The 24,586-nt window shown below is 46.3% G+C and carries 25 protein-coding genes and 1 riboswitch; of the genes, 16 read left to right on the top strand and 9 right to left on the bottom strand.

The window, feature by feature from the left end:
* The first annotated feature begins 95 nt into the window (after nucleotides 1–95).
* From EEX84_RS14515 to EEX84_RS14505, 3 genes are all read left to right on the top strand, one after another.
* Entirely contained in the window at nucleotides 96–860 is a 765-nt protein-coding gene (locus EEX84_RS14515; RefSeq protein WP_148039028.1) for an NAD-binding protein, read from the top strand.
* Nucleotides 861–980: 120 nt separating this feature from the next.
* Entirely contained in the window at nucleotides 981–1,130 is a 150-nt protein-coding gene (gene fbpA, locus EEX84_RS14510; protein WP_123166365.1) for a Fur-regulated basic protein FbpA, read from the top strand.
* Nucleotides 1,131–1,189: 59 nt separating this feature from the next.
* Nucleotides 1,190–2,641 carry an amidase family protein gene (locus EEX84_RS14505; protein ID WP_123166364.1) on the top strand — a complete coding sequence of 484 codons (1,452 nt, stop codon included), beginning with the start codon at nucleotides 1,190–1,192 and terminating at the stop codon, nucleotides 2,639–2,641.
* A 22-nt stretch (nucleotides 2,642–2,663) separates the two neighbouring features.
* On the opposite strand, the gene EEX84_RS14500 is transcribed toward EEX84_RS14505, so the two are convergent.
* Entirely contained in the window at nucleotides 2,664–3,533 is an 870-nt protein-coding gene (locus tag EEX84_RS14500) for a TetR/AcrR family transcriptional regulator (RefSeq protein WP_123166363.1), read from the bottom strand.
* A gap of 176 nt (nucleotides 3,534–3,709) precedes the next feature.
* Here EEX84_RS14500 and EEX84_RS14495 point away from each other — a divergent pair, with 176 nt between their 5' ends.
* The 4 genes from EEX84_RS14495 to EEX84_RS14480 all read left to right on the top strand — a co-directional run bounded on the left by EEX84_RS14495 (nucleotide 3,710) and on the right by EEX84_RS14480 (nucleotide 8,667).
* A complete protein-coding gene (locus tag EEX84_RS14495; RefSeq protein ID WP_123166362.1) occupies nucleotides 3,710–5,182 on the top strand; it encodes an MDR family MFS transporter in 1,473 nt (490 codons plus the stop codon).
* Nucleotides 5,183–5,341: 159 nt separating this feature from the next.
* On the top strand, nucleotides 5,342–6,502 hold the full coding sequence (locus EEX84_RS14490; protein WP_123166361.1) for a DEAD/DEAH box helicase: 1,161 nt from the start codon (nucleotides 5,342–5,344) through the stop codon (nucleotides 6,500–6,502).
* Nucleotides 6,499–7,728: an aminopeptidase gene (locus EEX84_RS14485; RefSeq protein WP_123166360.1), complete on the top strand. Its 1,230-nt coding sequence runs from the start codon at nucleotides 6,499–6,501 to the stop codon at nucleotides 7,726–7,728. Before EEX84_RS14490 ends, EEX84_RS14485 begins: the two co-directional genes overlap by 4 nt.
* Before the next feature lie 12 nt (nucleotides 7,729–7,740).
* On the top strand, nucleotides 7,741–8,667 hold the full coding sequence (locus tag EEX84_RS14480; RefSeq protein ID WP_240034002.1) for an SGNH/GDSL hydrolase family protein: 927 nt from the start codon (nucleotides 7,741–7,743) through the stop codon (nucleotides 8,665–8,667).
* A 75-nt stretch (nucleotides 8,668–8,742) separates the two neighbouring features.
* Here EEX84_RS14480 and EEX84_RS16640 read toward each other — a convergent pair whose 3' ends face one another.
* On the bottom strand, nucleotides 8,743–8,889 hold the full coding sequence (locus EEX84_RS16640; RefSeq protein WP_192892979.1) for a hypothetical protein: 147 nt from the start codon (nucleotides 8,887–8,889) through the stop codon (nucleotides 8,743–8,745).
* Nucleotides 8,890–8,955: 66 nt separating this feature from the next.
* Nucleotides 8,956–10,041, bottom strand: a complete 1,086-nt coding sequence (locus EEX84_RS14475; protein WP_338048389.1) for a M20 family metallopeptidase — start codon at nucleotides 10,039–10,041, stop codon at nucleotides 8,956–8,958.
* A 140-nt stretch (nucleotides 10,042–10,181) separates the two neighbouring features.
* A riboswitch (TPP riboswitch) is annotated at nucleotides 10,182–10,280 on the top strand.
* A 91-nt stretch (nucleotides 10,281–10,371) separates the two neighbouring features.
* On the opposite strand from EEX84_RS14475, the gene thiT reads away from it, so the two are divergent.
* Nucleotides 10,372–10,947, top strand: coding sequence for an energy-coupled thiamine transporter ThiT (thiT, locus tag EEX84_RS14470; RefSeq protein WP_123166359.1), 576 nt, complete (start codon nucleotides 10,372–10,374; stop codon nucleotides 10,945–10,947).
* A 208-nt stretch (nucleotides 10,948–11,155) separates the two neighbouring features.
* On the top strand, nucleotides 11,156–11,905 hold the full coding sequence (gene map / locus EEX84_RS14465; protein WP_123166358.1) for a type I methionyl aminopeptidase: 750 nt from the start codon (nucleotides 11,156–11,158) through the stop codon (nucleotides 11,903–11,905).
* A 253-nt stretch (nucleotides 11,906–12,158) separates the two neighbouring features.
* Here the strand turns inward: map and EEX84_RS14460 are convergent, their stop codons facing one another.
* A complete protein-coding gene (locus tag EEX84_RS14460) occupies nucleotides 12,159–12,902 on the bottom strand; it encodes a TspO/MBR family protein (RefSeq protein WP_123166357.1) in 744 nt (247 codons plus the stop codon).
* Nucleotides 12,903–13,110: 208 nt separating this feature from the next.
* Here EEX84_RS14460 and EEX84_RS14455 point away from each other — a divergent pair, with 208 nt between their 5' ends.
* The 3 genes from EEX84_RS14455 to EEX84_RS14445 all read left to right on the top strand — a co-directional run bounded on the left by EEX84_RS14455 (nucleotide 13,111) and on the right by EEX84_RS14445 (nucleotide 16,032).
* Nucleotides 13,111–14,910 carry a M3 family oligoendopeptidase gene (locus EEX84_RS14455; protein ID WP_123166356.1) on the top strand — a complete coding sequence of 600 codons (1,800 nt, stop codon included), beginning with the start codon at nucleotides 13,111–13,113 and terminating at the stop codon, nucleotides 14,908–14,910.
* A gap of 5 nt (nucleotides 14,911–14,915) precedes the next feature.
* Complete coding sequence (locus EEX84_RS14450; protein ID WP_123166355.1) at nucleotides 14,916–15,464, top strand: GNAT family N-acetyltransferase; 549 nt, start codon at nucleotides 14,916–14,918, stop codon at nucleotides 15,462–15,464.
* An 85-nt stretch (nucleotides 15,465–15,549) separates the two neighbouring features.
* Nucleotides 15,550–16,032: a DinB family protein gene (locus EEX84_RS14445; RefSeq protein WP_123166354.1), complete on the top strand. Its 483-nt coding sequence runs from the start codon at nucleotides 15,550–15,552 to the stop codon at nucleotides 16,030–16,032.
* A gap of 233 nt (nucleotides 16,033–16,265) precedes the next feature.
* Here EEX84_RS14445 and EEX84_RS14440 read toward each other — a convergent pair whose 3' ends face one another.
* The 4 genes from EEX84_RS14440 to EEX84_RS14425 form a co-directional block, all read right to left on the bottom strand.
* Nucleotides 16,266–16,832, bottom strand: coding sequence for a beta-class carbonic anhydrase (locus tag EEX84_RS14440; protein WP_123166353.1), 567 nt, complete (start codon nucleotides 16,830–16,832; stop codon nucleotides 16,266–16,268).
* A 124-nt stretch (nucleotides 16,833–16,956) separates the two neighbouring features.
* A complete protein-coding gene (mreBH, locus tag EEX84_RS14435) occupies nucleotides 16,957–17,964 on the bottom strand; it encodes a rod-share determining protein MreBH (RefSeq protein ID WP_123166352.1) in 1,008 nt (335 codons plus the stop codon).
* 226 nt (nucleotides 17,965–18,190) lie between these two features.
* Nucleotides 18,191–18,370, bottom strand: coding sequence for a hypothetical protein (locus EEX84_RS14430; RefSeq protein ID WP_123166351.1), 180 nt, complete (start codon nucleotides 18,368–18,370; stop codon nucleotides 18,191–18,193).
* An 85-nt stretch (nucleotides 18,371–18,455) separates the two neighbouring features.
* The gene (locus EEX84_RS14425) at nucleotides 18,456–19,688 is read right to left on the bottom strand and encodes an aminopeptidase (protein ID WP_123166350.1); all 1,233 of its coding nucleotides are present in this window, start codon (nucleotides 19,686–19,688) and stop codon (nucleotides 18,456–18,458) included.
* A gap of 145 nt (nucleotides 19,689–19,833) precedes the next feature.
* Here EEX84_RS14425 and EEX84_RS14420 point away from each other — a divergent pair, with 145 nt between their 5' ends.
* The 4 genes from EEX84_RS14420 to EEX84_RS14405 all read left to right on the top strand — a co-directional run bounded on the left by EEX84_RS14420 (nucleotide 19,834) and on the right by EEX84_RS14405 (nucleotide 24,228).
* Nucleotides 19,834–20,928 (top strand): PfkB family carbohydrate kinase, encoded by a 1,095-nt coding sequence (locus EEX84_RS14420; RefSeq protein ID WP_123166396.1) that lies wholly within the window; start codon nucleotides 19,834–19,836, stop codon nucleotides 20,926–20,928.
* A complete protein-coding gene (locus EEX84_RS14415) occupies nucleotides 20,925–21,845 on the top strand; it encodes a pseudouridine-5'-phosphate glycosidase (protein ID WP_123166349.1) in 921 nt (306 codons plus the stop codon). The genes EEX84_RS14420 and EEX84_RS14415 overlap by 4 nt, the downstream gene beginning before the upstream one ends.
* Before the next feature lie 98 nt (nucleotides 21,846–21,943).
* Entirely contained in the window at nucleotides 21,944–23,251 is a 1,308-nt protein-coding gene (locus EEX84_RS14410) for an FAD-dependent oxidoreductase (RefSeq protein ID WP_123166348.1), read from the top strand.
* Nucleotides 23,248–24,228, top strand: coding sequence for a class I SAM-dependent methyltransferase (locus tag EEX84_RS14405; protein ID WP_123166347.1), 981 nt, complete (start codon nucleotides 23,248–23,250; stop codon nucleotides 24,226–24,228). Before EEX84_RS14410 ends, EEX84_RS14405 begins: the two co-directional genes overlap by 4 nt.
* Before the next feature lie 36 nt (nucleotides 24,229–24,264).
* On the opposite strand, the gene EEX84_RS14400 is transcribed toward EEX84_RS14405, so the two are convergent.
* Nucleotides 24,265–24,486, bottom strand: a complete 222-nt coding sequence (locus EEX84_RS14400; RefSeq protein WP_123166346.1) for a DUF1128 domain-containing protein — start codon at nucleotides 24,484–24,486, stop codon at nucleotides 24,265–24,267.
* Nucleotides 24,487–24,586: the final 100 nt, after the last annotated feature.

Below are 24,586 nucleotides of genomic sequence, written 5' to 3'. Positions count from 1 at the left end.
TATCGGTTTTCTTTTGAGATAAGAAGGGAATAATTCCGATTATCTAGAATTAGCTAGATACCGATACATCGAAAAAAAGGAAGGGGGAGTATGGCGTGTGGGTCAGAAGGTTCTTTTTTAGAGTAACCAAGCTCTCCTGGATGGCATTGGGCATCTCGACAATCGTTTTGCTTATACTCAGCGCCTTGGTGCTGCCATGGATTGAGCCTGAAACGTTCCCCGACGTGTTGACTGCTTTATGGTATACGACGACGGCTGTCCTGTCCGTTGGATTTGGCGATGTCGTGCCTCAGACGTTGGGCGGCAAATTATATACAATGATTGTTCTGTACGGTTTTGGTATTGGCTTGATTGCGAGCTTAATCGGAAAGGCGTTTGACAGTATTGGGCTGTTCAGAAAACATCGGGAAAGAGGTGATTTGGTGTACGAGGGAAAAGATCATATCATCATTATCGACTGGTCGCATAAAGCCATCAATGCAATAAAAGAAATTTTCTCGAAAGACGAAAATGTGGAAGTGGTCATCATTGATAATATTGAGAAAACCCAAATAGTCGATGACCGAATCCATTATGTAAAAGGAGATGCCACAGATGACAAAGTGCTGACAAAGGCCAATATCCTGAAATGCAAAGCTGTATTGATTTTTGCCGATGATGGCATCCATGATCAGATGCTGACGGATGGGAAATCGCTGATCATCGCCACCACAGTGGAGAGGATGGCACCAAATGTTCATATTACAGTAGAAGTTGAACGCGAAGAACATGTGCAGAACTTCAAGCATATCCAAGTCGACAACTTCATACTTTCAGACGCTACGATCGCCAAGCTTGCGGTCGGCTCAATTCTGAAGTAAGCGGAGTTGCTTGTGAATGACTGAAAAAGAAAGATTATTCGAAACATACATTCATGTTTCATAAGAACAAAAGGGGGGGTAAAGAAAAGAGAGAACATCAACAAGGAGAGACGGAACATCATGGAACAAATACCTGAGTCGAAATTTGAAGACAAACGAATGAACGTCATCGAAGAACTGGTGGAGCAAAATGTCTTCAAGATAAATGGCAAGCAATTATACGAAACGTCGCTATATGAATTGATGAAAACATATACGGAAAAAAATTAAGCCGGTTATTCCGGCTTTTTTCAATGATATCACCTGACTATGAAACTGGAGGAATTTCGATGCACCAGAAAAAACTGGAGGAGTATCGGCGTGATCGCCTGGATGAAATGACGATTGCCGAACTGCAAAAGGAGTTGACAGAAGGGCATATCACTTCTGAAGAGCTCGTCTTAATGTACAAAGAAAACATTTCCTTGCGCGACAAAAATACAAACGCGGTTTTGGAAATCAATCCGGATGCTTTGTTGACTGCTCAGGCGCTTGATTTTGAAAGACGCCATAAAGGGCCGCGTTCTGAACTTCATGGCATTCCGCTCCTGGTGAAAGACAATATGAACACGGCAGACCGGATGCATACCAGTGCTGGCTCCCTTGCTTTAAAAGATCATTATGCCCGGCAGGACGCCAAAGTTATTGACAGACTGCGCCAAGCGGGAGCTGTCATTTTGGGAAAGACGAACATGACCGAATGGGCCAACTTCATGTCGGATAAAATGACCAACGGCTACAGCTCAAGAGGCGGGTTGGTAAAAAATCCGTATGGTCCCTTTGACGTTGGGGGATCAAGCTCGGGCTCGGCAGCAGGAGTTGCGTCGAATTTGGCGGCTGCCGCAGTTGGGACAGAGACGTCGGGTTCCATCATCAATCCAGCTGCGCAGAACAGTCTCGTTGGCATAAAACCGACTGTTGGCATGATCAGCCGTCAGGGAATCATTCCACTGGCGCATACGCAAGACACGGCCGGGCCGCTGGGCCGCACCGTGGAAGACGCGGTTACAGTTTTCGCTGCCTTGGTCGGCACAGATTCCGAAGATGCCATTACGGCTTTTGCTGAACCTTTTGAAGGCTATGATTGGAAAGAACATTTGAAAGAAAACGGTCTCCAGGGAGTAAAGCTGGCAGTGCCCCGGGAGTTGATCCAAGGGAGCATCCGTGATGAGCAGTTGACGCTTTTTGAAAAGGCACTGGAGGATCTGGGAAAATGCGGAGCGGAAATTCTGGATGCGGTGTCGCTCGGTTCTGACCAGGAAGATTTGGGGTTTTCGGTTTTACTGCATGAATTCAAAGCAGACCTCAATGCTTATCTGGCTGAGACAGATGCCACCAATCCGATCCGTTCGTTGGCTGACGTAATTGCCTTCAACAATGAGAATTCAGAGGACATGTTGAAGTTTGGGCAGAATCTGTTGGAGCAGGCAAATCGTCTGACTGGAAATTTGACGGAGCGGGAATATATCGAAGCACTTGAGCGAAACCGTTTTCTGGCTGCCGAACAGGGAATTCATGCCACATTGAAAGAAGTGGGCGCTGACGTATTTGTGCTGCCACAGGATTTTGGCTGTAATGTCGGAGCCGCCGCCGGATTTCCATCCATTACTGTGCCGTATGATTTTTCGGAAACCAATGAGCCGTTTGGAATAACATTCAGCGGGCAGGCGTTTGGGGAACCGAAATTGATTGAATACGCCTACGCATTTGAACAAGCTACAAAAGGCAGACGAAAACCATAAAAAAGCTGAGCCGTTTACAGGCTCAGCTTTTTTGTTGCAATCCATTCAAGTAATGCCACACGCTTTCCAGCAGTGCAGACAGTTCAGGTTCGCTTGAACTGTGGGTTGCCAAACTGGACAGCACACTTTCCACCAGCGCTTTCCGTGGGTTTTCCCCGCTGATTTCTTCTGATAAGAAACGGGTGAGCTGTTGGACGCTTTCGTTATCGCCACTTGTTTCAGCATAAGTCTTCAGTTTTGAGCTTAAGGTTTCCGCTGATATGGTCTCTGCAGGTCTGTCAACCGGCAGCTGCTTTTGACGGATAAAAGCATCACCGGTTTCAATCTGATGCGTGACAGCCGTCTTTAAGCGCCTGATTACGAATGCAGCCAATTCCTTTGTGGGCAGGTCATCGGTGGAGGAGAGTTTCCAAATATGATTCAGCTGCTGGATGGAACCATGTACAATTGCCGCGTTTTCCAGCGCAAAAGCTTCCGCTTCTTTTCCGAAGACGTCGACGATCCGTGAAGAAATCCAATTCAATTCAGTTACATACGTATCTTTTGCATACTTCTTCAGTTCTTCATCCTGTGAGTAGAAAATACTTTCATATAAGGCGAAAAGGTTTTTTTCACGGTTCAGCCGGATGCGGATGCACAGCTGTTCAGCCAGCACATCCAGATCATCGACAGGTTTGCCCAAAGCTGCGGCCATCCGTTTTTGGCGGATTTCACTGCCGATGGATTCCATGATGGCGATCAGGCATTCGGTTTTGGAGGCAAAATAATTATAGAAAGTGCCTTTGGAAACGCCCGCTTCGTCCAGGATGTCCTGAATGGAAGAGGCATTGTAGCCTTTGCTTATGAACAATGCATATGCGGCATTGATGATTTTTTGTTTTTTGGGGTTCATTTTCATCACCTTTATACTGTCAGTCTATTTATATATTAACTTGTAAACGCTTTTAAATCAATGTTTTTGGAATTAGAGTACAAAAATATTGATAATAATGAACAGCCGGTATAGAATAATGAAATGGAGAAATAAATAAGTAAATATTCAAGGAAACATACGGAGGAATAACAAGAATGACAGAACAGAAAAAACCGCCTTATGGCATTATAGCAATTTTATTCACTGGAGCATTTGTGGCGATTTTCAATCAGACCTTATTGAACATAGCATTGCCGGAAATTATGGCCGACCTGAAGATCGAGGCTCCGACTGCACAATGGCTGGTCACCGGGTATATGCTGGTGAACGGAATTCTCATACCTGCCAGCGCTTATTTTATACAGCGGTATTCAAATCGCGCCATTTTCATCGTGGCGATGTCGCTGTTTTCTTTCGGTACATTGCTGGCAGGCGTAGCTCCTGTTTTCGAAGTGCTGCTGGCAGGGAGAATGATTCAGGCATCAGGATCGGCATTGATGATGCCGTTACTGATGAATGTCATGCTCGCAGCTTTTCCAATCGAAAAACGCGGACAGGCGATGGGAGTTTTCGGGCTTGTTATGGTCGTGGCTCCGGCAATCGGTCCGACGCTGTCGGGATTTATTGTTGAACATTACTCGTGGCGTATTTTGTTCTTTATCGTATTGCCCATTGCATTGATCCCGCTTGGTCTTGGAATCTTCAAACTGAAAAACCTGACTTTCCAAAACAGGGAATTGTCACTGGATAAATTTTCATTAGTATTATCCAGTCTGGGTTTTGGTGGGATCTTATACGGTTTCAGTTCTGCCGGAACGATGGGTTGGGGCAATCCGTATGTGTATGGAACGATTATCATTGGAATCGTGTCATTGACGCTCTTCGTTTTACGCCAATTAAAGCTGAAAGAACCATTGCTTGAATTCCGGATTTATAAATATCCGATGTTCGCATTGTCTTCTGTCATTTCAGTCGTGTTATCGATGGCCATGTTTTCGGCGATGATTCTGATGCCGATTTATGTCCAAACCATTAAAGGCATTTCACCGATCGGTTCGGGCTTATTGATGTTGCCCGGTGCACTCGTCATGGGGTTCATGTCACCGGTCACAGGCCGTCTGTTTGACCGTTTTGGTGCCAAGGTGCTGGCGATACCGGGCTTGTCGCTGGTTGTCATCACCACTTACCTGTTCAGCCAATTGTCGATGGATACCAGCTATTTTAACATCATGGCCATCTATACAGCGCGGATGTTCGGTATTTCAATGGTAATGATGCCGGTCATGACGAACGGCTTGAATACGCTGCCGATGAAATCCTACCCGCATGGTACAGCTGTCAACAACACCCTTCAGCAAGTCTCCGGCGCCATCGGTTCAGCATTTCTGATTACGATCATGAACACGCGGACAGAGTCGGCGGGAAGAGAACTTGCTGCAAGCGGTGCAGCACCTGAAAGCATTGTGAATGCGGCGATGCTCGAAGGCATCAATTTTTCGTTTTTTGTTTCCACATTCATCGCACTTCTGGCACTGGTCCTGTCTTTGTTCATCAAGAAACCGGTAAGGGAAGTGACGGAAACGGAGAAAGAGGTTGTCTACAGACAAAAAGAGGTAACCGAATCATAAAGAGAAACTTCTCCATGGGGATGCTTCATTTCAATTGCATCGTAACATGAAAAAAGCACGAGGCTGACCTGTTTCCCGGGTCAGCTTTTTTAGCTCCAAAAAAGCGGGCAGGCGCTGAATATGGTACACTAAAAGCATCGAAAAGAAGGTGGAATAGACATGACTTTTATAAATGAATTAAGCCCGATCTGGCAGGAAAAATGGAAAAACGCCGGTTTTGAAGCAGCAATGCCGATCCAGGAACAAATGGTGCCGGAAATGCTGGCAGGAAACGACATTGTAGCTGAATCCCCGACAGGTTCGGGCAAAACACTGGCTTATGTGCTGCCGATTCTGCAGCGCGTCAACCCCGAAAAGCCGGCGACACAGGCTATGATCGTTGCACCATCACAGGAATTGTCGATGCAAATTGTCAACGTACTCCGTGAATGGACAGAAGGAACAGCTGTTACCGTTACACAATTGATCGGCGGAGCCAATATGCAGCGCCAACTTGAAAAGTTGAAAAAGAAACCGACCATCGTCGTAGGGACGCCCGGGCGTTTAAACGAATTGGTGAAAAGCAAGAAATTGAAAATGCATGAAATTCGCATGCTGGTATTGGATGAAGGCGATCAATTGATGGCAAGGGAACATCGCAATGTCATGAAGAACCTGATTGAAAAAACTCAGCACGACCGTCAATTGGTGCTGGTATCAGCCACCATTACAGAAGAAGTGGAACTGGTGGCTGATCGTTTGATGCAGCATCCGACGCGTCTTCGTGTAACTGCAGAGGATATGCCGGCCCAAGGAAAAGTTACGCACTCGTTCGTAAAAGTCGATGAGCGGGACAAGACAGATATGCTGCGGCGGATTTCCCACATCGAAGGAGTAAAGGCGCTGGCATTCGTTAACAACCTGGATCAATTACTGATGAAGGAAAACAAACTTAAATTCCGTGATGCCAAAATCGTGGCATTGCATTCTGAAATGAAAAAAGATGAACGCAAAAAAGCGCTCGATTTGTTCAGAAAAGGGGAAGTCGCTGTCTTGATTGCGACGGAAGTGGCTGCGCGTGGATTGGACATCGACGCAGTGACGCATGTCATCCATGTTGATGTGCCTCAAACAGCCGAACAATACTTGCATCGCTCTGGACGGACAGGACGTGCGGGGGCTGATGGAGAAGTGCTCACTTTACTGGCATATGCCGATGAACGTCATTACAAAAAACTTTCAAAACAATTGCCTTCCAAGCCTGTCCAGAAAATAATACATGGAGGCAAGTTGGTTGAAGGTTCGAGTAAAACCGTTGCTGCAAAGGGGAACCGGAAATGACGTTTGAAGAAAAGTTGGAGCAGTACGCTGAGCTTACTGTGCAGGTCGGACTGAATCTCCAGCCTGGACAACCGGTCATGATCAATACCACTACGGATGCCATCGACTTTACACGCCTTGTCGTAAGGAAAGCGTATGAAGCGGGAGCCAAACGTGTATATGTCAATTACGAAGATCCAATTCAGACCCGGCTTCACTTCGATCTGGCACCGGATGAAGCTTTTCAGGAGTTTCCGAAGTGGGTTGTTGTTCAGCGCGATGAAATCATTGAGGCCGGGGGTGCATTTTTATGGATTGACGCAGAAGATCCGGACTTACTGACAGGCGTTTCTTCAAAACGATTGTCTGACCATCAAAAAGCAGCGGGAAAAGCATTGGAACGGTATCGTCAAGCAGTAGGGACGGACAAAGTGGCCTGGTCGATTGTCGCTGTGCCTTCTGAAAAATGGGCCAAAAAAGTCTTTCCTGATCTTCCTGAAGAACAGCAGATTGCCGCCTTATGGAACGCCATCTTCAAGACTGTTCGAATAGGCGATCGCAATGCCGTGGAGCACTGGAAAGCTCACATCGAGGCACTTGAGCACCGTGCCGCCTTATTGAATGACAAGAAATATGAAAAATTGCATTACACTGCGCCAGGAACGGATTTGACCATTACTCTTCCAGAACCTCATATTTGGCTGACAGGAGCTTCCAAAACTCCTGAAGGCGTTCACTTCATTGCCAATATGCCGACGGAAGAAGTTTACACAGTTCCTGTGAAAAGAGGAGTGGACGGTTATGTGCGGAACACAAAGCCACTGGTGTACCAAGGAAATATCATTGATGACTTCACGCTGACATTCGAAAAAGGAAAAATCGTCAAAGCGGAAGCTGGAACTGGGCAGGATTTGCTGGATGAAATGATTGCTTCTGACAACGGAGCCTGTTATTTAGGGGAAGTGGCATTAGTGCCGCAACAATCGCCAATTTCCGAAACCGGAATTCTGTTTTTTAATACACTATTCGACGAAAATGCATCGAATCATTTGGCTATTGGAGACGCTTACCCCACTTGTTACAGAGGGGCGCGTGATTTGGAGCGAACGGAACTGGAGACACTTGGCTTGAATACTTCCATCATTCATGAAGATTTCATGATTGGAAGCAGCGCAATGGATATTGATGGAATCCGCCGGGACGGAACAAAAGAACCGATTTTCAGGAAAGGAAATTGGGCACAGTAAGAGGTGAGGGGATTGAGAAGATATTGGCTCGCAGCTTTGACCGCCCTGTTTATGAGCGGGATTGCCATATCGGCACATGCTGAAGTGAAAGCGCCTGCTGCATATGTGGGACTTGGCGATTCGCTCGCAGCCGGACAGACACCTGCTTCTGAAATTGACACGGGCTATGTCGATTTGATCGCTCAGGAATTGATGCGAAACCAACCGCTGGCATTTTACACAAAAGATTTGGCGTTTCCCGGCTTCACGACTGAAGATGTATTGGAACGGGTGAAGTCTGAAGAAGCACAGGAGCTATTAACGGCGGCAAATATCATCACAGTATCAGCCGGAGCGAATGATTTGTTGCGATTGGTGCAGACGGATCCAATGCAGGGTTCACTGGCATTCAATCAAATACAAGTGAATTTTGCTTTGGACCAGGCACGTTCCAATATGGAAGCTATCTTACAGGAATTGAAAGAACGGGCTCCCTGTGCCGACATTTATGTCATGGGGTATTACTTTGCTTACCCGCATATGCGGGTAAGCCAAAAAGCGGGAATAGCTGAGCAGCTTGATTTACTGAATGAAATTTTAGAGCGGACGGCTGACAAAGCAGGGGTCCATTTTGTTCCAGTGGACAGTTTTTTCGGGTATGATGCAGTCGATAAGTTGCCGAATCCAGCCGATGTTCATCCAAATATCGAAGGATACCGGGCCATGGCCAACGCTTTTTTCACTATTTATCAAGATGCTTGGGAAGTAGCGCGTGAGGAGTTGCCCGAGCCGAACCCGCTGACGTTCGAAGAGATTATGCAAGCACGCGAACAAAATGAGGATACTCCAGCACAGGACGGCAGAAGTGAAGAAAAAGAACGCGATAATCACGCTTTCCGTCCTTCTGACCAAGTCAAAACGGATTATTTGGCACTTCGGGAAGCGATTCCTTACATCTAGGAAAAGGCTGACCATTATAAAACCGCGCGAAGAGTATGCCTCTTTGCGCGGTTTTTTTCATAAGCCATGCTTATTCTATCGGCGTCTGCTGCGGTCGCTATTTTGCTGGCTGCTGTCTTTGTTTGCATTGTTTTTCTTTCTGCCTTTTGTTATTTTCCGGATAATCGGATAAGCGACGGGTGCCACTTTGATTGCTGTTCGTACGATTCGTCCAATTCCCATCATTACATCTTCCTTCCTAAGTAAAGGTATTATTCACTTTCCCTGTATCCGCTTGTGGCAAACCTGTTATTTGGCTTGCGCATGGGTTACCAGGATCTCTTTGTATTCATGAACGCTTGGAATGGATACATATTCCGCGTTGCCGTGCCAGTCGTCTCCGACAGGACCGAATTCAATTGCACCTTTGCATTGGGGGGCGGCGAAATAATAACGGGTATCCGCAGCGCCGTGCTGTCCGAATAATACGGCGTCTTTGTCGGTTGTTTGTCTGATGGCTTTTTGCAGGTTTACGACATAAGGGTTATCTTCAGGAGTGATTAAAGCAGGCGTCGAAGCCCCACTTGTTTCATACTCCATTTCCAGATTCAATGCATCGGCAAGTTCTGCCATTTGACGAGCAATCTCATCAGGGTCCTGGCCAGGCATATAGCGTATATCGTAGGACATTTCACAAATTTCCGGCACCATATTATATCGTTCCCCAGCTTTGATGATGGCCAAATTGACTGATGGCTGGTCATAGTACTCTGTGGACTCTTTGCGGAACGGCAGTTCGGAAGTCGCCATATGAAATTTCATCGCAGACTCAATGGCATTGACTCCCTCCCACGGACGGCTGCCATGGGCAGGCTGACCTTTAAAAGTCATATCCATATGCAGAATCCCTTTGGACTGCAGTCCGACTTTTAAACCTGTCGGCTCGCCACAAATGACAAAATCGCCTGTAAATCCTTGGTCGACCAGCCATTTGGAAGTGTTCCGTCCGCCGATTTCTTCGTCAGTGACGATATGTAATTGGACGATCCGGTTCAGCTTATTTTCATCCAAGTCAACAAAAGCCTGCATCATGGCAGCGACACCGGCGCGCATATCTGCCGTGCCGCGACCGTATAAGCGCTGTTGTTCCACCATAGGAGAAAATTGCTCGTCATGGCCGGGCACCACATCGACATGGCCATTCCATATAATGGTCTCTTCTCCCTTTCCTTTGGTTGCAGTCAGCATTAAAAATCCATTATTGTCGTGGATCGTTACTTTTTGGCCCTTTTTCTCCAGCCAGTCGGCACAAAAATGAAGAGCTTCGTTTGCTCCTTTTTTGGTATAGCTTTCAATCTTAATCAATTCCTTCAGCATATCAATCATGTTCGTCATTATTCAGCAGCTTTACCGTACAGCTGCCTCCACCACCTTTCCAAACGCATTTGTACATTATTTACCCTGTTGTGCCCTCTTGAAACGAAGTTGCTTTCCCTTTTGGGGTTGTGTACAATACAGGTATCGAAAAAGAATGTATACACCACAAGGGGAGCTGTTGCTGAGAGTGAACGATCCGTTCTTACCCTTTGAACCTGTAAGTTAACACTTGCGCAGGGATGTGGATGGAAACCTGCTGTTACGCGGCGTCAGGCTCTGTCCTGATGCCGCTTTTCTGGTTTTTTCTGCCCTTCTGGTGCTGTGCATACCCACACGAAGGAGGAACTTATGAGAAACAAACGGTTGTTGTTAATGATGGAAATTGCGATTTTTGGCGCGTTGGCTTTTGTCCTGGATTTACTGGCTTTCAGCATGCCGCAGGGCGGCTCTGTCAGTTTGGCACTGATTCCAATCGTGCTGATGGCCTTTCGACGCGGCACCCTGGCCGGAATACTGACAGGAATTACGATGGGTCTGCTGCAGGTCGTCACCGGTCGGATTTATGTCGTGCCGCTGTCATTTACTTTCGCCTTTACACAGGTGACACTGGATTATATTGTGTCATTTGCAAGTGTCGGGCTGGCGGGTTTGTTGAGAAGCAGTTATTTGAAAAATCTCCGCAATGGCAAGAAAGGAAAAATGGCAGGAGCGGTTATTATGGGGACTTTCATCGGTTCGTTTTTGCGTTATCTTGTCCATGTCATCGTGGGAATCTGGTTTTTCAGTGAATTTGCAGAAGGCAACGCAGTAGTTTATTCATTCGTTTATAATGCCACGTATATGGTGCCGATCTTTTTAATCACAGCTATCGCCTGTTCAGGGCTGTTCTCTGCAGCTCCGCAATTGGTGAAAACAAAAACATGAACAGCGCTTGTCTGCCTTAATGGGCGCCTGCGCTTTTGTTATTGTCCAGTCTCCGGCGCCCAGATTCTCGGGGTCATAAGCCACTCTGACTGTGCGGCACAGACATGCCGCTTCGCCAGACCGTCTTATGCCCGTCAAATCTCCACGGGCGCCTGCGCTTTTCTTTTATGTTATACTTTTTGATAGAAAATTTGAAAGAAGGGTTTAGATGATTGCAACGAATGATAAAGATATTGAAATGCTGAAAAAGGCTGGTCGAATGGTCGCTGAAATTCGGGAGTCGATGAAAGCGGCAACCAAGCCGGGCATGACTACAAAAGAGATAGACGAAATCGGCGGTAAGCTGTTTGAAGAACTTGGAGGTGTTTCCGGACCAAAATCGGAATATGATTTTCCGGGTTATACCTGCATCAGCGTCAACGAAGAAGTGGCTCATGGCATCCCGGGCAAACGGGTGATAAAAGATGGGGACATCGTCAATATTGATGTTTCGGGATCTTATGAAGGGTATTTTGCCGATACAGGGATTTCTTTTGTTGTTGGAGAAGGACACGAAGACAAAGAAAAAATCTGTAAAGTGGCAGCGTCCGCTTTTGACCGCGCCATGACAAAAGTCAAAGCGGGTTCTAAACTGAACCAGATTGGGAAAGCGGTCGAACGCGAAGCGAAGCAGGAAGGCTTGTTCGTCATTAAAAATTTGACTGGGCACGGCATCGGCAAATCACTTCATGAAGCTCCTCAACACATCTTGAATTACTATGATGCATGGGAAACAACCATTTTGAAAGAAGGAATGGTTCTTGCTGTGGAGCCGTTTATCTCACAAAAAGCGGAACATATCGTGGAATCAGGCGATGGATGGACATTCATCACACCTGATCAATCATTGGTCGCGCAAATCGAACACACTGTGTTGGTGACAAAAGGCGAACCGATTTTACTGACAAAACTAGACTGATAGACACAAAAAAGGACTGCCGAGCAGTCCTTTTTTGTGTCTATCCAATTAAAATGATTAAACCATAAAGTACATGCTCTAGTTGCGAGCCAGGTATGTATACCAAGATTTCCCGATGTAAAATAAGGGCATAAGCAATAAAAACAACAACATACTCTTATCTGCTCCACTCAGAAATAAAAAGAACACTATCCCGGCAAAACCAGCCTTTCCTAAATGAGCATACTTCATCGTTTGCCTCCTTCTGTCAGAATCAGCTTTGAAAATTACGACGCTGGTCTGGCTTTTTTTTAATCAGCAGAATGCCGGTCAGGATGACCCCTGTCAGAAAAAGCGAGGAAGCGGTAACAAGCAATTCATCGGTGTTGTTTTTAACAGCAATCCCGATGAATGCCCATACAAACACGAGTGCAAAAGGGATATCGTTATGATGAAATCGTATATGAAGCGCCAATGCAGTAGCGACAGTCAGCATGATGACGGCCCACAGCTCATTGCTCAATCCCCATCCGCTCCAATTGTAGTAAGTTAAGACGTAACTGATGTTTGTGATGGTGGCTACACTGACCCACCCCATATGGATCGATACCGGCAGGCGTTCCGTGAATTTTCGTTCTGCATCGTCATACTGATAGTACAGAGCGATCAAAGAAAGCAGATAGCCGAACATGGCTACGAGTGACCAGGCAAAGAATTCGTAATGCCACAAGAAAAGCCAGCTGATGTTGAATACAGCATTGAGTAAGAAAAACACAGTTATTTTAACGGAAGGTGTTTCCCCTTTTTTCAGCCGGAGCCAAAAGCCGATTATCCAAACAGCCAACAGTATGTAAATGACTGACCAAATTGAGAATACATAACCAGCCGGTGTAAACAGCACAGGCAACCGATTGGAAATTTCTCCGGTCGTCTGTCCATTGATCGGCAAAATATTCGCTAGGGCATTGACGACAATTATGGCAAGAAAAGCAACTGTCATCAGCAAAACACGCAGCATAGAAATCCCTCCTTAAGCTTTAGTATACCTGTCATTGTTTCGTGCCACAATTCACAATTTGTGGAAACACTTCAAATTAGACAAACCAGTGACAAAGAGGAATGCCTTTCTCCAACAGTCGGAGAAGGGGCGCAAGTTCCGTCAAGAAGACAAAAATGATATACTTATAAGTGTTTTTAGAAAATTTAGTTTGCCGGGAGGATGTACGATGACAGTGAAATTTTCAGAAGTCTGGGATTTGGACACACTTTTTCCAGGAGGAAGCGATTCCAAAGAGCTGCGTTTACATATGGATGAGGCAGGACCGAAATTGGAGGAGTTCGAGAAACGGGCTCAACGTTTTCAGCCTCCGTCTTCCAGGGAAGATGCGGAGCGGTTGGCTTCATTGCTTGAAGAGATGAAAGATACCATGCTGCATATTGACCAGGCTGGGTCTTTTATCGGTTGCTTGATGGCACAAAATACAGAAGACAAAAAAGCGGCGATTCTGCAGAGTGAATCTTCTTCTCAAAACGCCCGTTTCCAAAGTTCTGTGCAAAAGATCCAACAGGATCTGAGCAAAGTGGACGACGTGGTGTGGCAGAACATTCTTGATACGGAGGAACTGCGTCAATTCGATTTTTTCCTCAATGAATTGCGGGATGAAGCGAAGATGCTGTTGTCTGAGAAAGAAGAGAATTTGATAACGGCGCTCAGCACTGACGGCTATCATGCGTGGAGCCAGCTTTACGACATGCTGGTAGGAGATATTAAAGTCAGTGTGACAGTGGATGGAGAGAAAAAGACGCTGTCGGTTGGCCAAGCGAATAATTTAAGCTCCCATGCTGACGGTGCTGTCAGAAAAGAAGCGTATGAAAGTCTGGAAGCCGCCTGGATGGATAAAGAAGAGTTTTTTGCCAAGACGTTGAACTCGATTGCAGGCTTCCGCCTGGAAACTTACAAAAAAAGAGGATGGGATAATCCACTCCAGGAACCATTGCATATCAATCGCATGAAGCAGGAAACCTTGGACGCGATGTGGAGCGCAATCAGTAAAAACAAGCAACCATTTGTTGATTATTTAGCTAAAAAAGGCGAACTTCTTGGAAAAGATGGACTGGAATGGTTTGATGTTGACGCGCCTGTAACGGAAAGCAAACAGCAATATTCCTACCAGGAAGGTGCGGAATTCATTTTAAAGCATTTTGGAAAGTTCGGGCCTGAACTTGAAGCTTTTGCACAGAACGCTTTTGAAAAAGGGTGGATTGAAGCGGAAGATCGGCCAAACAAACGTCCAGGAGGATTTTGTACCGGATTGCCAATGTCAGAGGAATCACGTATTTTTATGACATACAGCGGGTCAATGTCAAATGTCGCTACACTGGCCCATGAACTCGGACATGCGTTCCATTCTTTTGCCTTGCGTCCTGTTCATTCCTTAAACCGTTCATATGCCATGAACGTGGCTGAGACAGCTTCCACTTTCGCGGAAATGATCGTTTCCGATGCGGCGGTGAAAAGTGCCGAATCAAAAGAAGAGAAGATTGCCCTGCTTGAAGATAAAGTGCAGCGCAGCGTCGCATTTTTTATGAATATCCATGCTCGTTTCCTGTTTGAAACCCGCTTTTATGAGGAACGCAAAAAAGGTGTAGTGCCTGCAGAAAGACTGAATGAGTTGATGCAGCAAGCACAAGTTGAAGGGTTTGGAGGCGGACTTAAATCTGGACATCCCCATTTTTGGGCTTCTAAACTGCATTTTTATATCACGTATGTGCCATTTTACAACTTCCCGTACACGTTTGGTTATCTGTTCTCGTTAAGTGTATATGCAAAAGCACTGGAAGAAGGAAAAGGGTTCGAGGAAAAATATATGGCGCTGTTGCGGGACACGGCAATTATGACAGCTGAAGACTTGGCGATGAAGCATCTGCAGGAAGACATTACACAGGAAGCATTCTGGGAAAAAGGGATTGCTTTGTGTGTGAAAGATGCCAAAGAATTCATCACATTGACGTCTTCTGTGGATTGACGGATATGAACTTGCTTTTTAATGGCCGGACATGTTACCTCCGGAACTTAACCGTAGACGATGCAGCTGAAATGGTTCAGCTATTGCTCCGAAATCGCGATTATTGGGCAATATATGAACCACGCCATAGGGACAGTTATTTTACCGTTGCGGTACAGCGGGAAAAAATCAGGGAATCCATTTACCAGGCCCGCGAAAACAGGGAATACAGTTTTGGCATTTTTGAGCATGACACCAATAAACTGATAGGTCATATATCCATGTACAGTATCAAAAGGCTTCCATTTCTCAGCTCGCTGATCGGCTATTCGATTGATGAAGGATATATCGGGAGAGGAATTGCAACCGAAGCTGTCAAGCTGGTGATAGCATTCGGCTTTGAGCAGCTCAGACTTCATCGCATTGAAGCATATGTGTCCCCCCGCAACCTGGGATCGATCCGTGTGCTGGAAAAAGCAGGATTACGGGAAGAAGGCTTGCTGCAGGAATTTCTGTTCATCAACGGGGAATGGGAAGACCATTATTATTATGCCATGCTGGAGAGCGAGTTTTGAAAGGGTAAGGCCGCCTATAAAAAATGGTGGAAAGAAATCGTTAGATGGTTTGAGGAATGACAGACTGAATGGAAGAAGGTGCACAATGATGAGGGACAAACAGTTTTCGTATCATAAATGGGCAACTTTGAAATGTCTGGAGCATGTGCAGGCTGCCGGAGAAGAGCTTTATACACAGGAAGCTGCCAATTCATTCGCAACCATCAAAGATACAGTGGAACATGTCATCGGGGTTGAAAAACTATGGTTGGATCGAATGAATGGCATCGGGAAACCAGTGTTTGAGCGTTTTGATGTGTCAACAATTGACCGAGCGAAAGAAGCTTTTCTGCTGCTTCATGCCGAAATGGAATTGTATTTTTCTTCCTTATCGGAACAGCAATGGGAAGAACGGCTCCGCTACAAGAATATGCGGGGGGATGATTTTGAACACAGCCGTGAAGAAATGCTGTTCACTATTGTCAATCATGCTTCTTACCATCGGGGCCAAATCACTTCTTTCCTGCGCCAATTCGGCAAGGCAGGAATTCCGCTTGATTATATTTATTATCAAAAGCAAAACCGCTGAGGAGATATTCCTCAGCGGTTTTGCAGGCTGTCGAGAAACTCGGCAGCTTTCTTTCATTCGGTTCCAGGCAAATGCCTCCAGTAGTGGCATGGCTTCAGTCTCCTTGTCGCTGCGGAAAACCGGTGCTCCTGTCTCTGCATCGCTGCGCTGGCTTCGAAACATGAAAGGGCGTTGCATCGCTGCGCTGCTTCGTCGCAAAGACATTGCCCGAACTGCCTTCGGTCAATGTCTTCTCAGCGGTTTTCATTGCCATTAATGAGTAAGTCCAATTTGCCGGTCGTCGGATCGATGACCAGTCCGTGAACAGGCACCGAACGATCCATCAAAGGATGATTTTTCACCATTCGCACACTGTGGCGGACGCTTTCTGTGACATCATCAAAACCTTTCAGCCACTCATTCACATCCACTCCGGAATACTTTATTGTTTCAATAGTTTTTTCATCGATGCCCCGTTGTTTCATTTTTTCCAGGGTGCTGTCGGGATCAATGGCGGACATTCCGCAATCGTAATGACCAATTATGTAGATTTCGTCTGCGTTCAACTCGTACACTGCAACAAACAAACTTCTCATGATGCCGCCAAAAGGATGGTTGATGACAGCACCTGCACTTTTCACGATTTTAACATCGCCATTTTTCAGGTTCATCGCTTTCGGAAGCATTTCGAAGAGCCGTGTATCCATGCACGTCAGAATGACGACCTTCTTATCGGGAAACTTTGTAGTGATAAACTGCTCGTATTCTTTTTCTTCCACAAATTTTTGATTGTACTCCAAAATTTCATTCAGTTTAGACATCCAATTTCCTCCTAGATGGTTTATAGTCTTTATTTTAGACGAAATTCCCCGTAAAAAGTACTTTTATGCGTAATCCCAAACAGCAAATCTGTAATACAGCGCGTTGAAGGTGAGGTCTCCTGTTTTATCTGGCGATTTTATCGAGTTTGTCCAGCATAACAAGGGAACGGCCAGTTCCGACTGCTACAGACTCCAATGGATTGGGTGCCATATGGACAGGAACAGACATTTCTTCCGACAGCCATTGCTGCATCCCTTTTAATAATGACCCACCGCCGGAAAGAACCACTCCTTGATCGACGATGTCGCCTGATAATTCCGGCGGACAATCTTCCAAAGTCGCCCGTATGCATTCCAGTATCGCTGACAGTGACTCTTTCAAAGCTTCCTGGATTTCGGTGGAAGACAAATTCACGGTTTTTGGCAATCCGGTCATGATGTCGCGCCCCCGGACATCCATCGTTTCGGTCTTATGGGAAGTAAGTGCGTACCCTATTTCTTTTTTGATATTTTCAGCAGTTCGGTCACCGATTAATACATTATAGTGTTTGCGGACATAATGAATGATATCTTCATCCATCCGGTCTCCAGCAACTTTCACGGTGTTTGAAGAAACTACACCGCCAAACGAAATAATGCCTACTTCCGTGGTGCCGCCGCCAATATCAACAATGACACTGGCAACCGGTTCACTGACTGGAAGGTCAGCGCCAATTGCTGCTGCCACTGGCTCCTCGATTAAATGGACAGTCTTTGCACCGCTGGTTTTTACAGCATCGTGAATGGCTCGTCGCTCCACAGAAGTGGCCCCCGAAGGAGTGCAAACCATGACATTCGGTTTGCGGAGAGAAGTGCCCAATTGTTTAGCGGCTTTTTGCATGATCATTCTTAACAACTCAGTTGTTACATCAAAATCCGCAATCACACCATCTTTCAGCGGACGTACGATGCGAATTGAATCGGGTGCTTTTCCTATCATCAATTTGGCTTCTTCACCAATTGCAATGACTTTTCCTGTTTTTGTATCCATGGCGACAACAGAAGGCTCATTGAGAATAATGCCTTTCGATTTTGTATAAACAAGTATATTCGCGGTTCCTAAGTCAATTCCGATGTCGAGTGAAGAAAACATGTTCAGCCTCCTATGTAATAGACAAGTTTTTTTAATTGTACCATGTGAAAAGCGCTGCATTTCCCAATTGTAATGCAATTGAAATATATAACAAAAGGCTACCATACTCCTTGCTTTGGCAAAAGAGGGCTAATGAATCAACAGGGGGAAAAGAAGCGGGTATAAGAAAAAGGAAGTTGAAAATCAAAAGCCGGTTTCTGTGAAGAAACCGGCTTTTGACTGTTTTCTATTGTTTGTCGTCTACACCTTTTTTATCGTGGGCCTTGTCGAAGGCGACTTCGGGAGTCGGGTCAATGATTTCTGCATCATGCGTATTAAGCCCTTTTCCTAGGAAGTGCATAAGTACCGCGAAGAAAAGGCCGATTACCACCATAAAACCGAGAACAACTGTAACACCGTATAGCATTCTGATAACTCCTTTCTTGTCTCTGCTCATCATTTGTCATTATACACGAAAACAAGAAGGAATTTAAGTGACAAATTTTAAAGAATCAAAATGCCCAATTTCCGTTTCTGAACACGGGTTCACGCGAACCATCTTCCAAAATCCCATCAATATCCATCTGTGCAGAGCCGATCATGAAATCCACATGAGTGATGCTTTGGTTCAAACCACGTTTTTCAAGTTCTTCCGGAGACATGTTTTTGCCGCCTTCAAGACAGAACGAATAGGCACTGCCGATCGCCAGATGATTAGAGGCGTTTTCATCAAATAATGTATTGTAGAACAAAATATTCGAATCGGATATTGGCGACTGATGCGGCACCAGTGCCACTTCTCCTAGGAAGTGGGACCCTTCGTCAGTAGAGACAAGCTGTTTCAGCACATCTTCGCCTTTGGCGGCAGTGATATCGACAATTCTGCCATTTTCAAATGTAATTTTGAAGTCGTCAATAATGTTTCCGCCGTAACTCAGTGGTTTGGTGCTTGATACATAGCCGTTAACACCGGTTTTATGCGGAACAGTGAACACTTCTTCGGTTGGCATATTGGCCATGAATGTATCCCCTTTTTCGTTGACGGAACCAGCTCCGGCCCATACATGGCCTTTCGGCAACCCGACTTCCAGGTCGGTGTCCGGAGAAGTGTAATGAAGTTTGGCATATTTTCTTTCGTTCAAATAATCGACTTTTGTATGAAGCAGGTCGTTATGCTGTGCCCATGCTTTGATAGGCTGGTCGACGTCAGCCCGTACCGCCTTGAAAATCGCCTTCCATAAGGCCTCTTCCTGCTGATCTTCAGGAAGGTCGGGGAAAACCTTGGCTGCCCATGCCGCTGAAGGGGCAGCGATGACGGTCCAGCTGATTTTATCCGACTGAACATATTGACGATACTTTTTCATGGCAGTGCCGGCTGCTTTTTGGAAGTCGGCGATTCGTTTCGAATCAATGCCTTTTAACAAGTCAGGACTTTGCGAAACCACATTGATGAACGCCGCTCCCTGTTCGGCCAGCTGTTCCCGCTGCTGCACTTTCCAGGCGGGAAAGTCCGAAAAGGAGTCTTCCGGTGCCAGCTCGTAGCGGATGCGTGTAATTTCATCATCATTCCAATCAACGTGCACTTGTCTAGCGCCTATTTCATAGGCTTTTTTGGTAATTAGGCGAACCAGTGGGGCCGCTTCCAGCGAAGCAGCGATATACAGCTGCTGACCTGGCTGAATATTGACACCTACATTGACGACCAATTCTGCATACCGTGACAAGGTTTCATTAAAAGATACCATTTGAATCTCTCCTCTCATCCTTCTATAGTAGCAATTTTCAGTCATCACACGCAATGGGCACGCAGAAATTTGTTTTGATAATCCTTGCAATTTTTATTATAAAAGTTTAATATATAAACAAAAGTTTAAAGAGGCGGTGAAAATTTTGAACCGGAAAGAATCCGAAGTGTTGGAGATGATCCGCAAGAACCCTTTTTTGTCACAGCAGGAAATGGCTGATGCTCTGGAGATGTCAAGGCCGGCGCTTGCCAATTTAATCTCTTCTTTGATTCGCCAGGGGAAAATTGTGGGGAGAGCTTATGTCCTGCCTGAAGCGGATACAGTGGTTTGCATCGGCGGAGCGAATGTGGACCGTAAATTCCGGATGGAAAAACCCGCACAGATGGGCACATCAAATCCGGCTTCTGTAGCGGGGAGTGTGGGCGGTGTCGCGCGCAATATAGCAGAGAACCTGGGGCGTCTGGGGCACTCTGTCCGTCTGATGTCCATCGCCGGCGTGGATTCGGAGTGGAAGATGATCGAAGAAGCATCAGCGCCATTTATGGATACTGAATTGACGCAAACTGTAGATGGATGTTCGACGGGAAGCTATACAGCCATTTTGCAGCCGGACGGTGAAATGATCCTGGCAATGGCGGATATGGCCATTTATGATTTGTTGACACCTGACTATGTGGCACGGCAGGAAAAAGCGCTGATGTCTGCGGGTTTCCTGGTAATGGATTTGAATTGCCCGAAAGAGACGGTGGAATATGTTCGGGCTTTTGCCAAGGCGCGTCAGATCCCACTTGCCGTGATTCCTGTATCTGCCCCAAAGATGGAACGTTTAGGCAAAGAGCTGGACGGCATCACTTGGCTGATCCTGAACCGGGACGAAGCGGAACAGCATTTAAATTTTTCCATCAAGTCGGAAGCTGACTGGCAAAAAGCTGTGGAGCGGCTGCTGGACAGTGGCGTGGAAAACGTAGTGGTCACCAATGGAAAAGAAGGCGTTATGGCAGGAAACGCACAAGGCATTACGCATTACAAAGCCATCAGCATTTCAGCTGTGGAGGATGTGACAGGAGCGGGAGATGCCTTTTCCAGCGGCTTGGTCCATGGTATTTTACTGGGCAAGGAATTTCTGGACATCGTCCATTTCGGTCTGGTCAATGCAGCCAGAACTTTACAGAGCCAGGCAACGGTGCGGCCGGAATTGACGGCCATTCAATTACAAAAAGATCGGGAGGAATTACTATGACAACAATGATCACGTATTCAGCAGAAGTAAAACAGGCAATGGAAAATAAGCAGCCGATTGTGGCTCTCGAGTCAACCATCATTTCACATGGTATGCCGTATCCTCAAAACGTGGAGACAGCGCGTGTCGTCGAACAGATCATCCGTGACAACGGAGCTGTGCCGGCAACCATTGCTCTTATGGATGGAGCAATCAAAATTGGTTTGTCGGATGAAGAATTGGAACTGCTCGGCAGCAGTCCGGATGTGGCAAAAGTGTCGAGACGGGATCTGGGACAATTGATAGCCACCAAGAAAATTGGTGCTACTACCGTCGCGGCGACGATGATCTGCGCCAAGCTGGCGGGGATCCGTGTTTTCGCTACAGGAGGCATCGGCGGTGTTCACAGAGGTGCTGAAACGACAATGGACATTTCAGCCGATCTGGAAGAACTGGCCAAAACCGGTGTAGCCGTCGTATGTGCCGGCGCGAAATCGATTCTGGACATCGGCCTGACACTGGAATACCTGGAAACCAAAGGCGTACCGGTCGTTGGCTATCAGACTTCCCAAATGCCCGCTTTTTATACCCGTTCAAGCAGTTTCGATTTAAGCTCGCGTGCAGATGACGTAAAAATGCTGGCGGGCATGTTGAACGCACAGTGGGAACTCGGATTGGAAGGCGGGGCAGTAGTGGCCAACCCAATCCCGCAAGAACATGCACTGGAAGAGTCGTTCATCAATGGCATTATCGAAAAAGCCATGACTGAAGCAAAAGAAAACGGCATCTCCGGCAAACAAGTGACGCCTTTCCTTTTAGGGAAAGTCAAAGAATTGACAGAAGGGGCCAGCCTCGTGGCCAACATCGAATTGGTCAAACACAATGCTAAAGTAGGAGCGCAACTGGCAGTAGCCTACAATCAACTATCAGCGCAATAAGACAATGGAGAAGCTCTCGCGGGGGCTTCTTTTTTTGCGCGCACAAAAGGTTTTCGGATAAGCGATATGAGGAATACAGGAACAAGGAGCTGAAGCAAATGAAAACAGATGTCTTCATCAGCGGAGGCGGTATCGGCGGCTTGACGCTTGCGCTTAAACTGGTACAGCGGGGTGTGGACGTTGTACTGGCTGAAAGAATGACCAAAACGCCGCCAACTTATAAAGGAGAGCTGCTGCAGCCAAAAAGCATGCAAATTTTCGATGGACTCGGATTGTACGATCACATTGTCAGCCGTTCCCAAGAAATTAACGTGCTGGATATGCTGGAACTATCGAGTTCTTTAACAGTGAGAGATCAATCATTCATGGATTACAATGTGCTTCCAGGCAAATACAATGCCGCTTACATGATCCATCATGAAGAGCTGAAGAAAACTATTCTCCAGGAAGCCTCAGAATACACCAACTTCCATTACCTGAGTGGGACGGTATGTAAAGGTTTCACTGACCAAACAGTGCAGCTCCAGAGAGGAAAAGAGCGGTTTGAAGTGGAAGCATTCTACTATTTTGGAGCAGAAGGACGTTCATCGGTGACACGAAAAGCGATGGGCATCGAGATAAAGGAAACGCGCTATAATCACCATTTCCTGACGGTATCGTTTCCACGGCCTGAAAATTTCACTGAAGGGCAAATCATTTCAACATACAACCGGTTTTTGGGGCTGTTTCCATTGCCCCATAATCAGGTCCGAACCGTTTATTTGATTCCGGAAGGGGAGTACAGAGAACTGAAAGAAAAGCCCATCAGCCATTTCCACAAGTTGTATACCGATTTGGCACCGGCAATGGATGGCTATGTGCAGTCGTTGAACGATTGGAAAAAAATCCAGCTGATGATTCCGGTCATGTTCCATGCCCCTTCGTATGTCAAAAATAACAAAGCGATTATTGGGGACGCGGCACATGCCGTTCACCCCATGGCGGGAGAAGGCATGAACATGGCAATCCAGGATGCCGACATCCTCGGGGAACTGGCGGCTGATATGCTGGAAAGCGGAAATACTGCACCTGAGCATTTAACCTGGTATGAGAAAGTCCGTTACAAACGTGCAGAACATGTTTTGCAGTTAAGCCATTTGGCAGCACTGGCTTACTCGTTTCCTTTTAAGCCGGTCAGCTATCTTCGTACCCGGACTTTCGAGCGGATGGAAGAAGATCCGATTCTTCATTTCAAACAAATGCTGAATATCTCGGGACTCGGAATTTGGCGTGAAGGTATGAGAGACCGTTTCATCCAGGGAGGCATTATGCCGGTGCGCGCCAAGAGTTTGCCGACAGACCGGAAAGAACTGAAATATTTTACAAGAGAAGATGATTATCCGTGGAAAGTGGAGGGGTTTGAATGATTGATGTGATGAAAATGCTGAAGGCCAGGATGTATATGAAACGAAATGAACCTTTTTTGTCCAGCTGGCATGCCTACGTGGGATACGAACTCGAGTTATTCAAAGCATTTGAACGGCCGGTTTCGACTTTTGATGTGGCGGATGCGTTTCAATTGGATGAAGCGCTGCTTGAACAGTGGGTCCACGTAGGAGTATCCATTGGCCATTTGAAAGACGCCGGGAGAAATCGGTACAAGACGTGGAATACATGGAAATTGCCGAAACCCAAAGGGCAAAACTCCTCAGGGGTTTTGCTCAAGGAAATGATGGAATTACATATCCCGACTTTATTGAACTATCCTGAGATGATGCGTACCAAAAAGCGCCGCCATTTTGAAGAAGAAAAGCATGCGCCGACGGTTGCAGAGACAAGCCGCATGCTGGAAGTACTGGCATTGCCGAAGATCGCCAAACGGATGAAAGAACAAAAGAGTCGATTGGTATTGGATATTGGTTGCGGCGAGGCCGGCTACATCCAGAAACTGGCGGAACGTTTTCCCCATGCCCACTTCAAAGGACTGGAAATCAGTCCGGTCGTAGCAGAGAAAGCCAGGCAGTTGACCAAAGGGTTAAACAACGTGGACATCGATAATGCTGACCTTTGGGAGTACAAGCCCGACCGATTATATGACATGGTCATGATGAACAACGTCATCCATTACATCGACCTGGAAGAACGGCAAGGCCTTTTTACGGAACTTGCCGGCTGGCTGCAAGACGGCGGTGTTTTATCAGTCATCACGCCCATTGCGGGAAGCGGTGACAGCCCGCCATTTGTCAACGCGTTCAACAGTTTTTTTTCCGCCTTTGATAATCTGTACCGCCTGCCGTCACGCGATGAATTGACTGTATGGGGAGAAAAAGCGGGAATGACGATGCTCGGAATCCAAACCGTCATCAAAGAAGGCAGCTGGTATGTTGTACAGTATAGAAAGTAAAAAATCCCCTGAAGTTGATCCTTCAGGGGATTTTCGTTATCTGCGAAGTGAGCCCAGCTCTTGTGCAATGGCCTGCATTTCGTTTGGTGTAATGGAATTGCGGCTAGCCACCATTTCATACAATTCCCGCAAGTCTTCGTACTGCGAAGCATTGAAGTCTTCCGCTTTCATCGCATCCACATTGACCATCCGCAATTTTGATTTTATTTCTTCAATCATGAAATTGACGTTTTCTTCGGATTGCTTGGATAAATCCATGATAAGTTCCTGCCTTTCGGTGTAGTATAACTTATCATTTCATTATTCAAAAAGAATGTCAATTGGTGGTGCACCCCAAAAGTTAGAGTTCAAAACTAAC

It is taken from the genome of Planococcus salinus (genome assembly GCF_003719725.1).
GTDB classification, from domain to species: Bacteria; Bacillota; Bacilli; order Bacillales_A; family Planococcaceae; genus Planococcus; species Planococcus salinus.
Note: the sequence above shows the minus strand (reverse complement) of the source record. Positions and strands in the feature narration are given on the sequence as shown.

Excerpts from the sequence above, each read along its gene's own strand:
- EEX84_RS14490 (WP_123166361.1), top strand. The coding sequence starts at position 5,342 with ATGACTTTTATAAATGAATTAAGCCCGATCTGGCAGGAAAAATGGAAA.
- map (WP_123166358.1), top strand. The coding sequence starts at position 11,156 with ATGATTGCAACGAATGATAAAGATATTGAAATGCTGAAAAAGGCTGGT.
- EEX84_RS14455 (WP_123166356.1), top strand. The coding sequence starts at position 13,111 with ATGACAGTGAAATTTTCAGAAGTCTGGGATTTGGACACACTTTTTCCA.
- EEX84_RS14400 (WP_123166346.1), bottom strand. The coding sequence starts at position 24,486 with ATGGATTTATCCAAGCAATCCGAAGAAAACGTCAATTTCATGATTGAA.
- EEX84_RS14500 (WP_123166363.1), bottom strand. The coding sequence starts at position 3,533 with ATGAACCCCAAAAAACAAAAAATCATCAATGCCGCATATGCATTGTTC.
- mreBH (WP_123166352.1), bottom strand. The coding sequence starts at position 17,964 with ATGTTTTCTTCACTCGACATCGGAATTGACTTAGGAACCGCGAATATA.
- EEX84_RS14410 (WP_123166348.1), top strand. The coding sequence starts at position 21,944 with ATGAAAACAGATGTCTTCATCAGCGGAGGCGGTATCGGCGGCTTGACG.
- EEX84_RS14450 (WP_123166355.1), top strand. The coding sequence starts at position 14,916 with ATGAACTTGCTTTTTAATGGCCGGACATGTTACCTCCGGAACTTAACC.
- thiT (WP_123166359.1), top strand. The coding sequence starts at position 10,372 with ATGAGAAACAAACGGTTGTTGTTAATGATGGAAATTGCGATTTTTGGC.
- EEX84_RS14505 (WP_123166364.1), top strand. The coding sequence starts at position 1,190 with ATGCACCAGAAAAAACTGGAGGAGTATCGGCGTGATCGCCTGGATGAA.
- EEX84_RS14485 (WP_123166360.1), top strand. The coding sequence starts at position 6,499 with ATGACGTTTGAAGAAAAGTTGGAGCAGTACGCTGAGCTTACTGTGCAG.
- EEX84_RS14495 (WP_123166362.1), top strand. The coding sequence starts at position 3,710 with ATGACAGAACAGAAAAAACCGCCTTATGGCATTATAGCAATTTTATTC.
- EEX84_RS14425 (WP_123166350.1), bottom strand. The coding sequence starts at position 19,688 with ATGGTATCTTTTAATGAAACCTTGTCACGGTATGCAGAATTGGTCGTC.
- EEX84_RS14460 (WP_123166357.1), bottom strand. The coding sequence starts at position 12,902 with ATGCTGCGTGTTTTGCTGATGACAGTTGCTTTTCTTGCCATAATTGTC.
- EEX84_RS14430 (WP_123166351.1), bottom strand. The coding sequence starts at position 18,370 with ATGCTATACGGTGTTACAGTTGTTCTCGGTTTTATGGTGGTAATCGGC.
- EEX84_RS14475 (WP_338048389.1), bottom strand. The coding sequence starts at position 10,041 with ATGACGAACATGATTGATATGCTGAAGGAATTGATTAAGATTGAAAGC.
- fbpA (WP_123166365.1), top strand. The coding sequence starts at position 981 with ATGGAACAAATACCTGAGTCGAAATTTGAAGACAAACGAATGAACGTC.
- EEX84_RS14405 (WP_123166347.1), top strand. The coding sequence starts at position 23,248 with ATGATTGATGTGATGAAAATGCTGAAGGCCAGGATGTATATGAAACGA.
- EEX84_RS14415 (WP_123166349.1), top strand. The coding sequence starts at position 20,925 with ATGACAACAATGATCACGTATTCAGCAGAAGTAAAACAGGCAATGGAA.
- EEX84_RS16640 (WP_192892979.1), bottom strand. The coding sequence starts at position 8,889 with ATGGGAATTGGACGAATCGTACGAACAGCAATCAAAGTGGCACCCGTC.
- EEX84_RS14445 (WP_123166354.1), top strand. The coding sequence starts at position 15,550 with ATGATGAGGGACAAACAGTTTTCGTATCATAAATGGGCAACTTTGAAA.
- EEX84_RS14440 (WP_123166353.1), bottom strand. The coding sequence starts at position 16,832 with ATGTCTAAACTGAATGAAATTTTGGAGTACAATCAAAAATTTGTGGAA.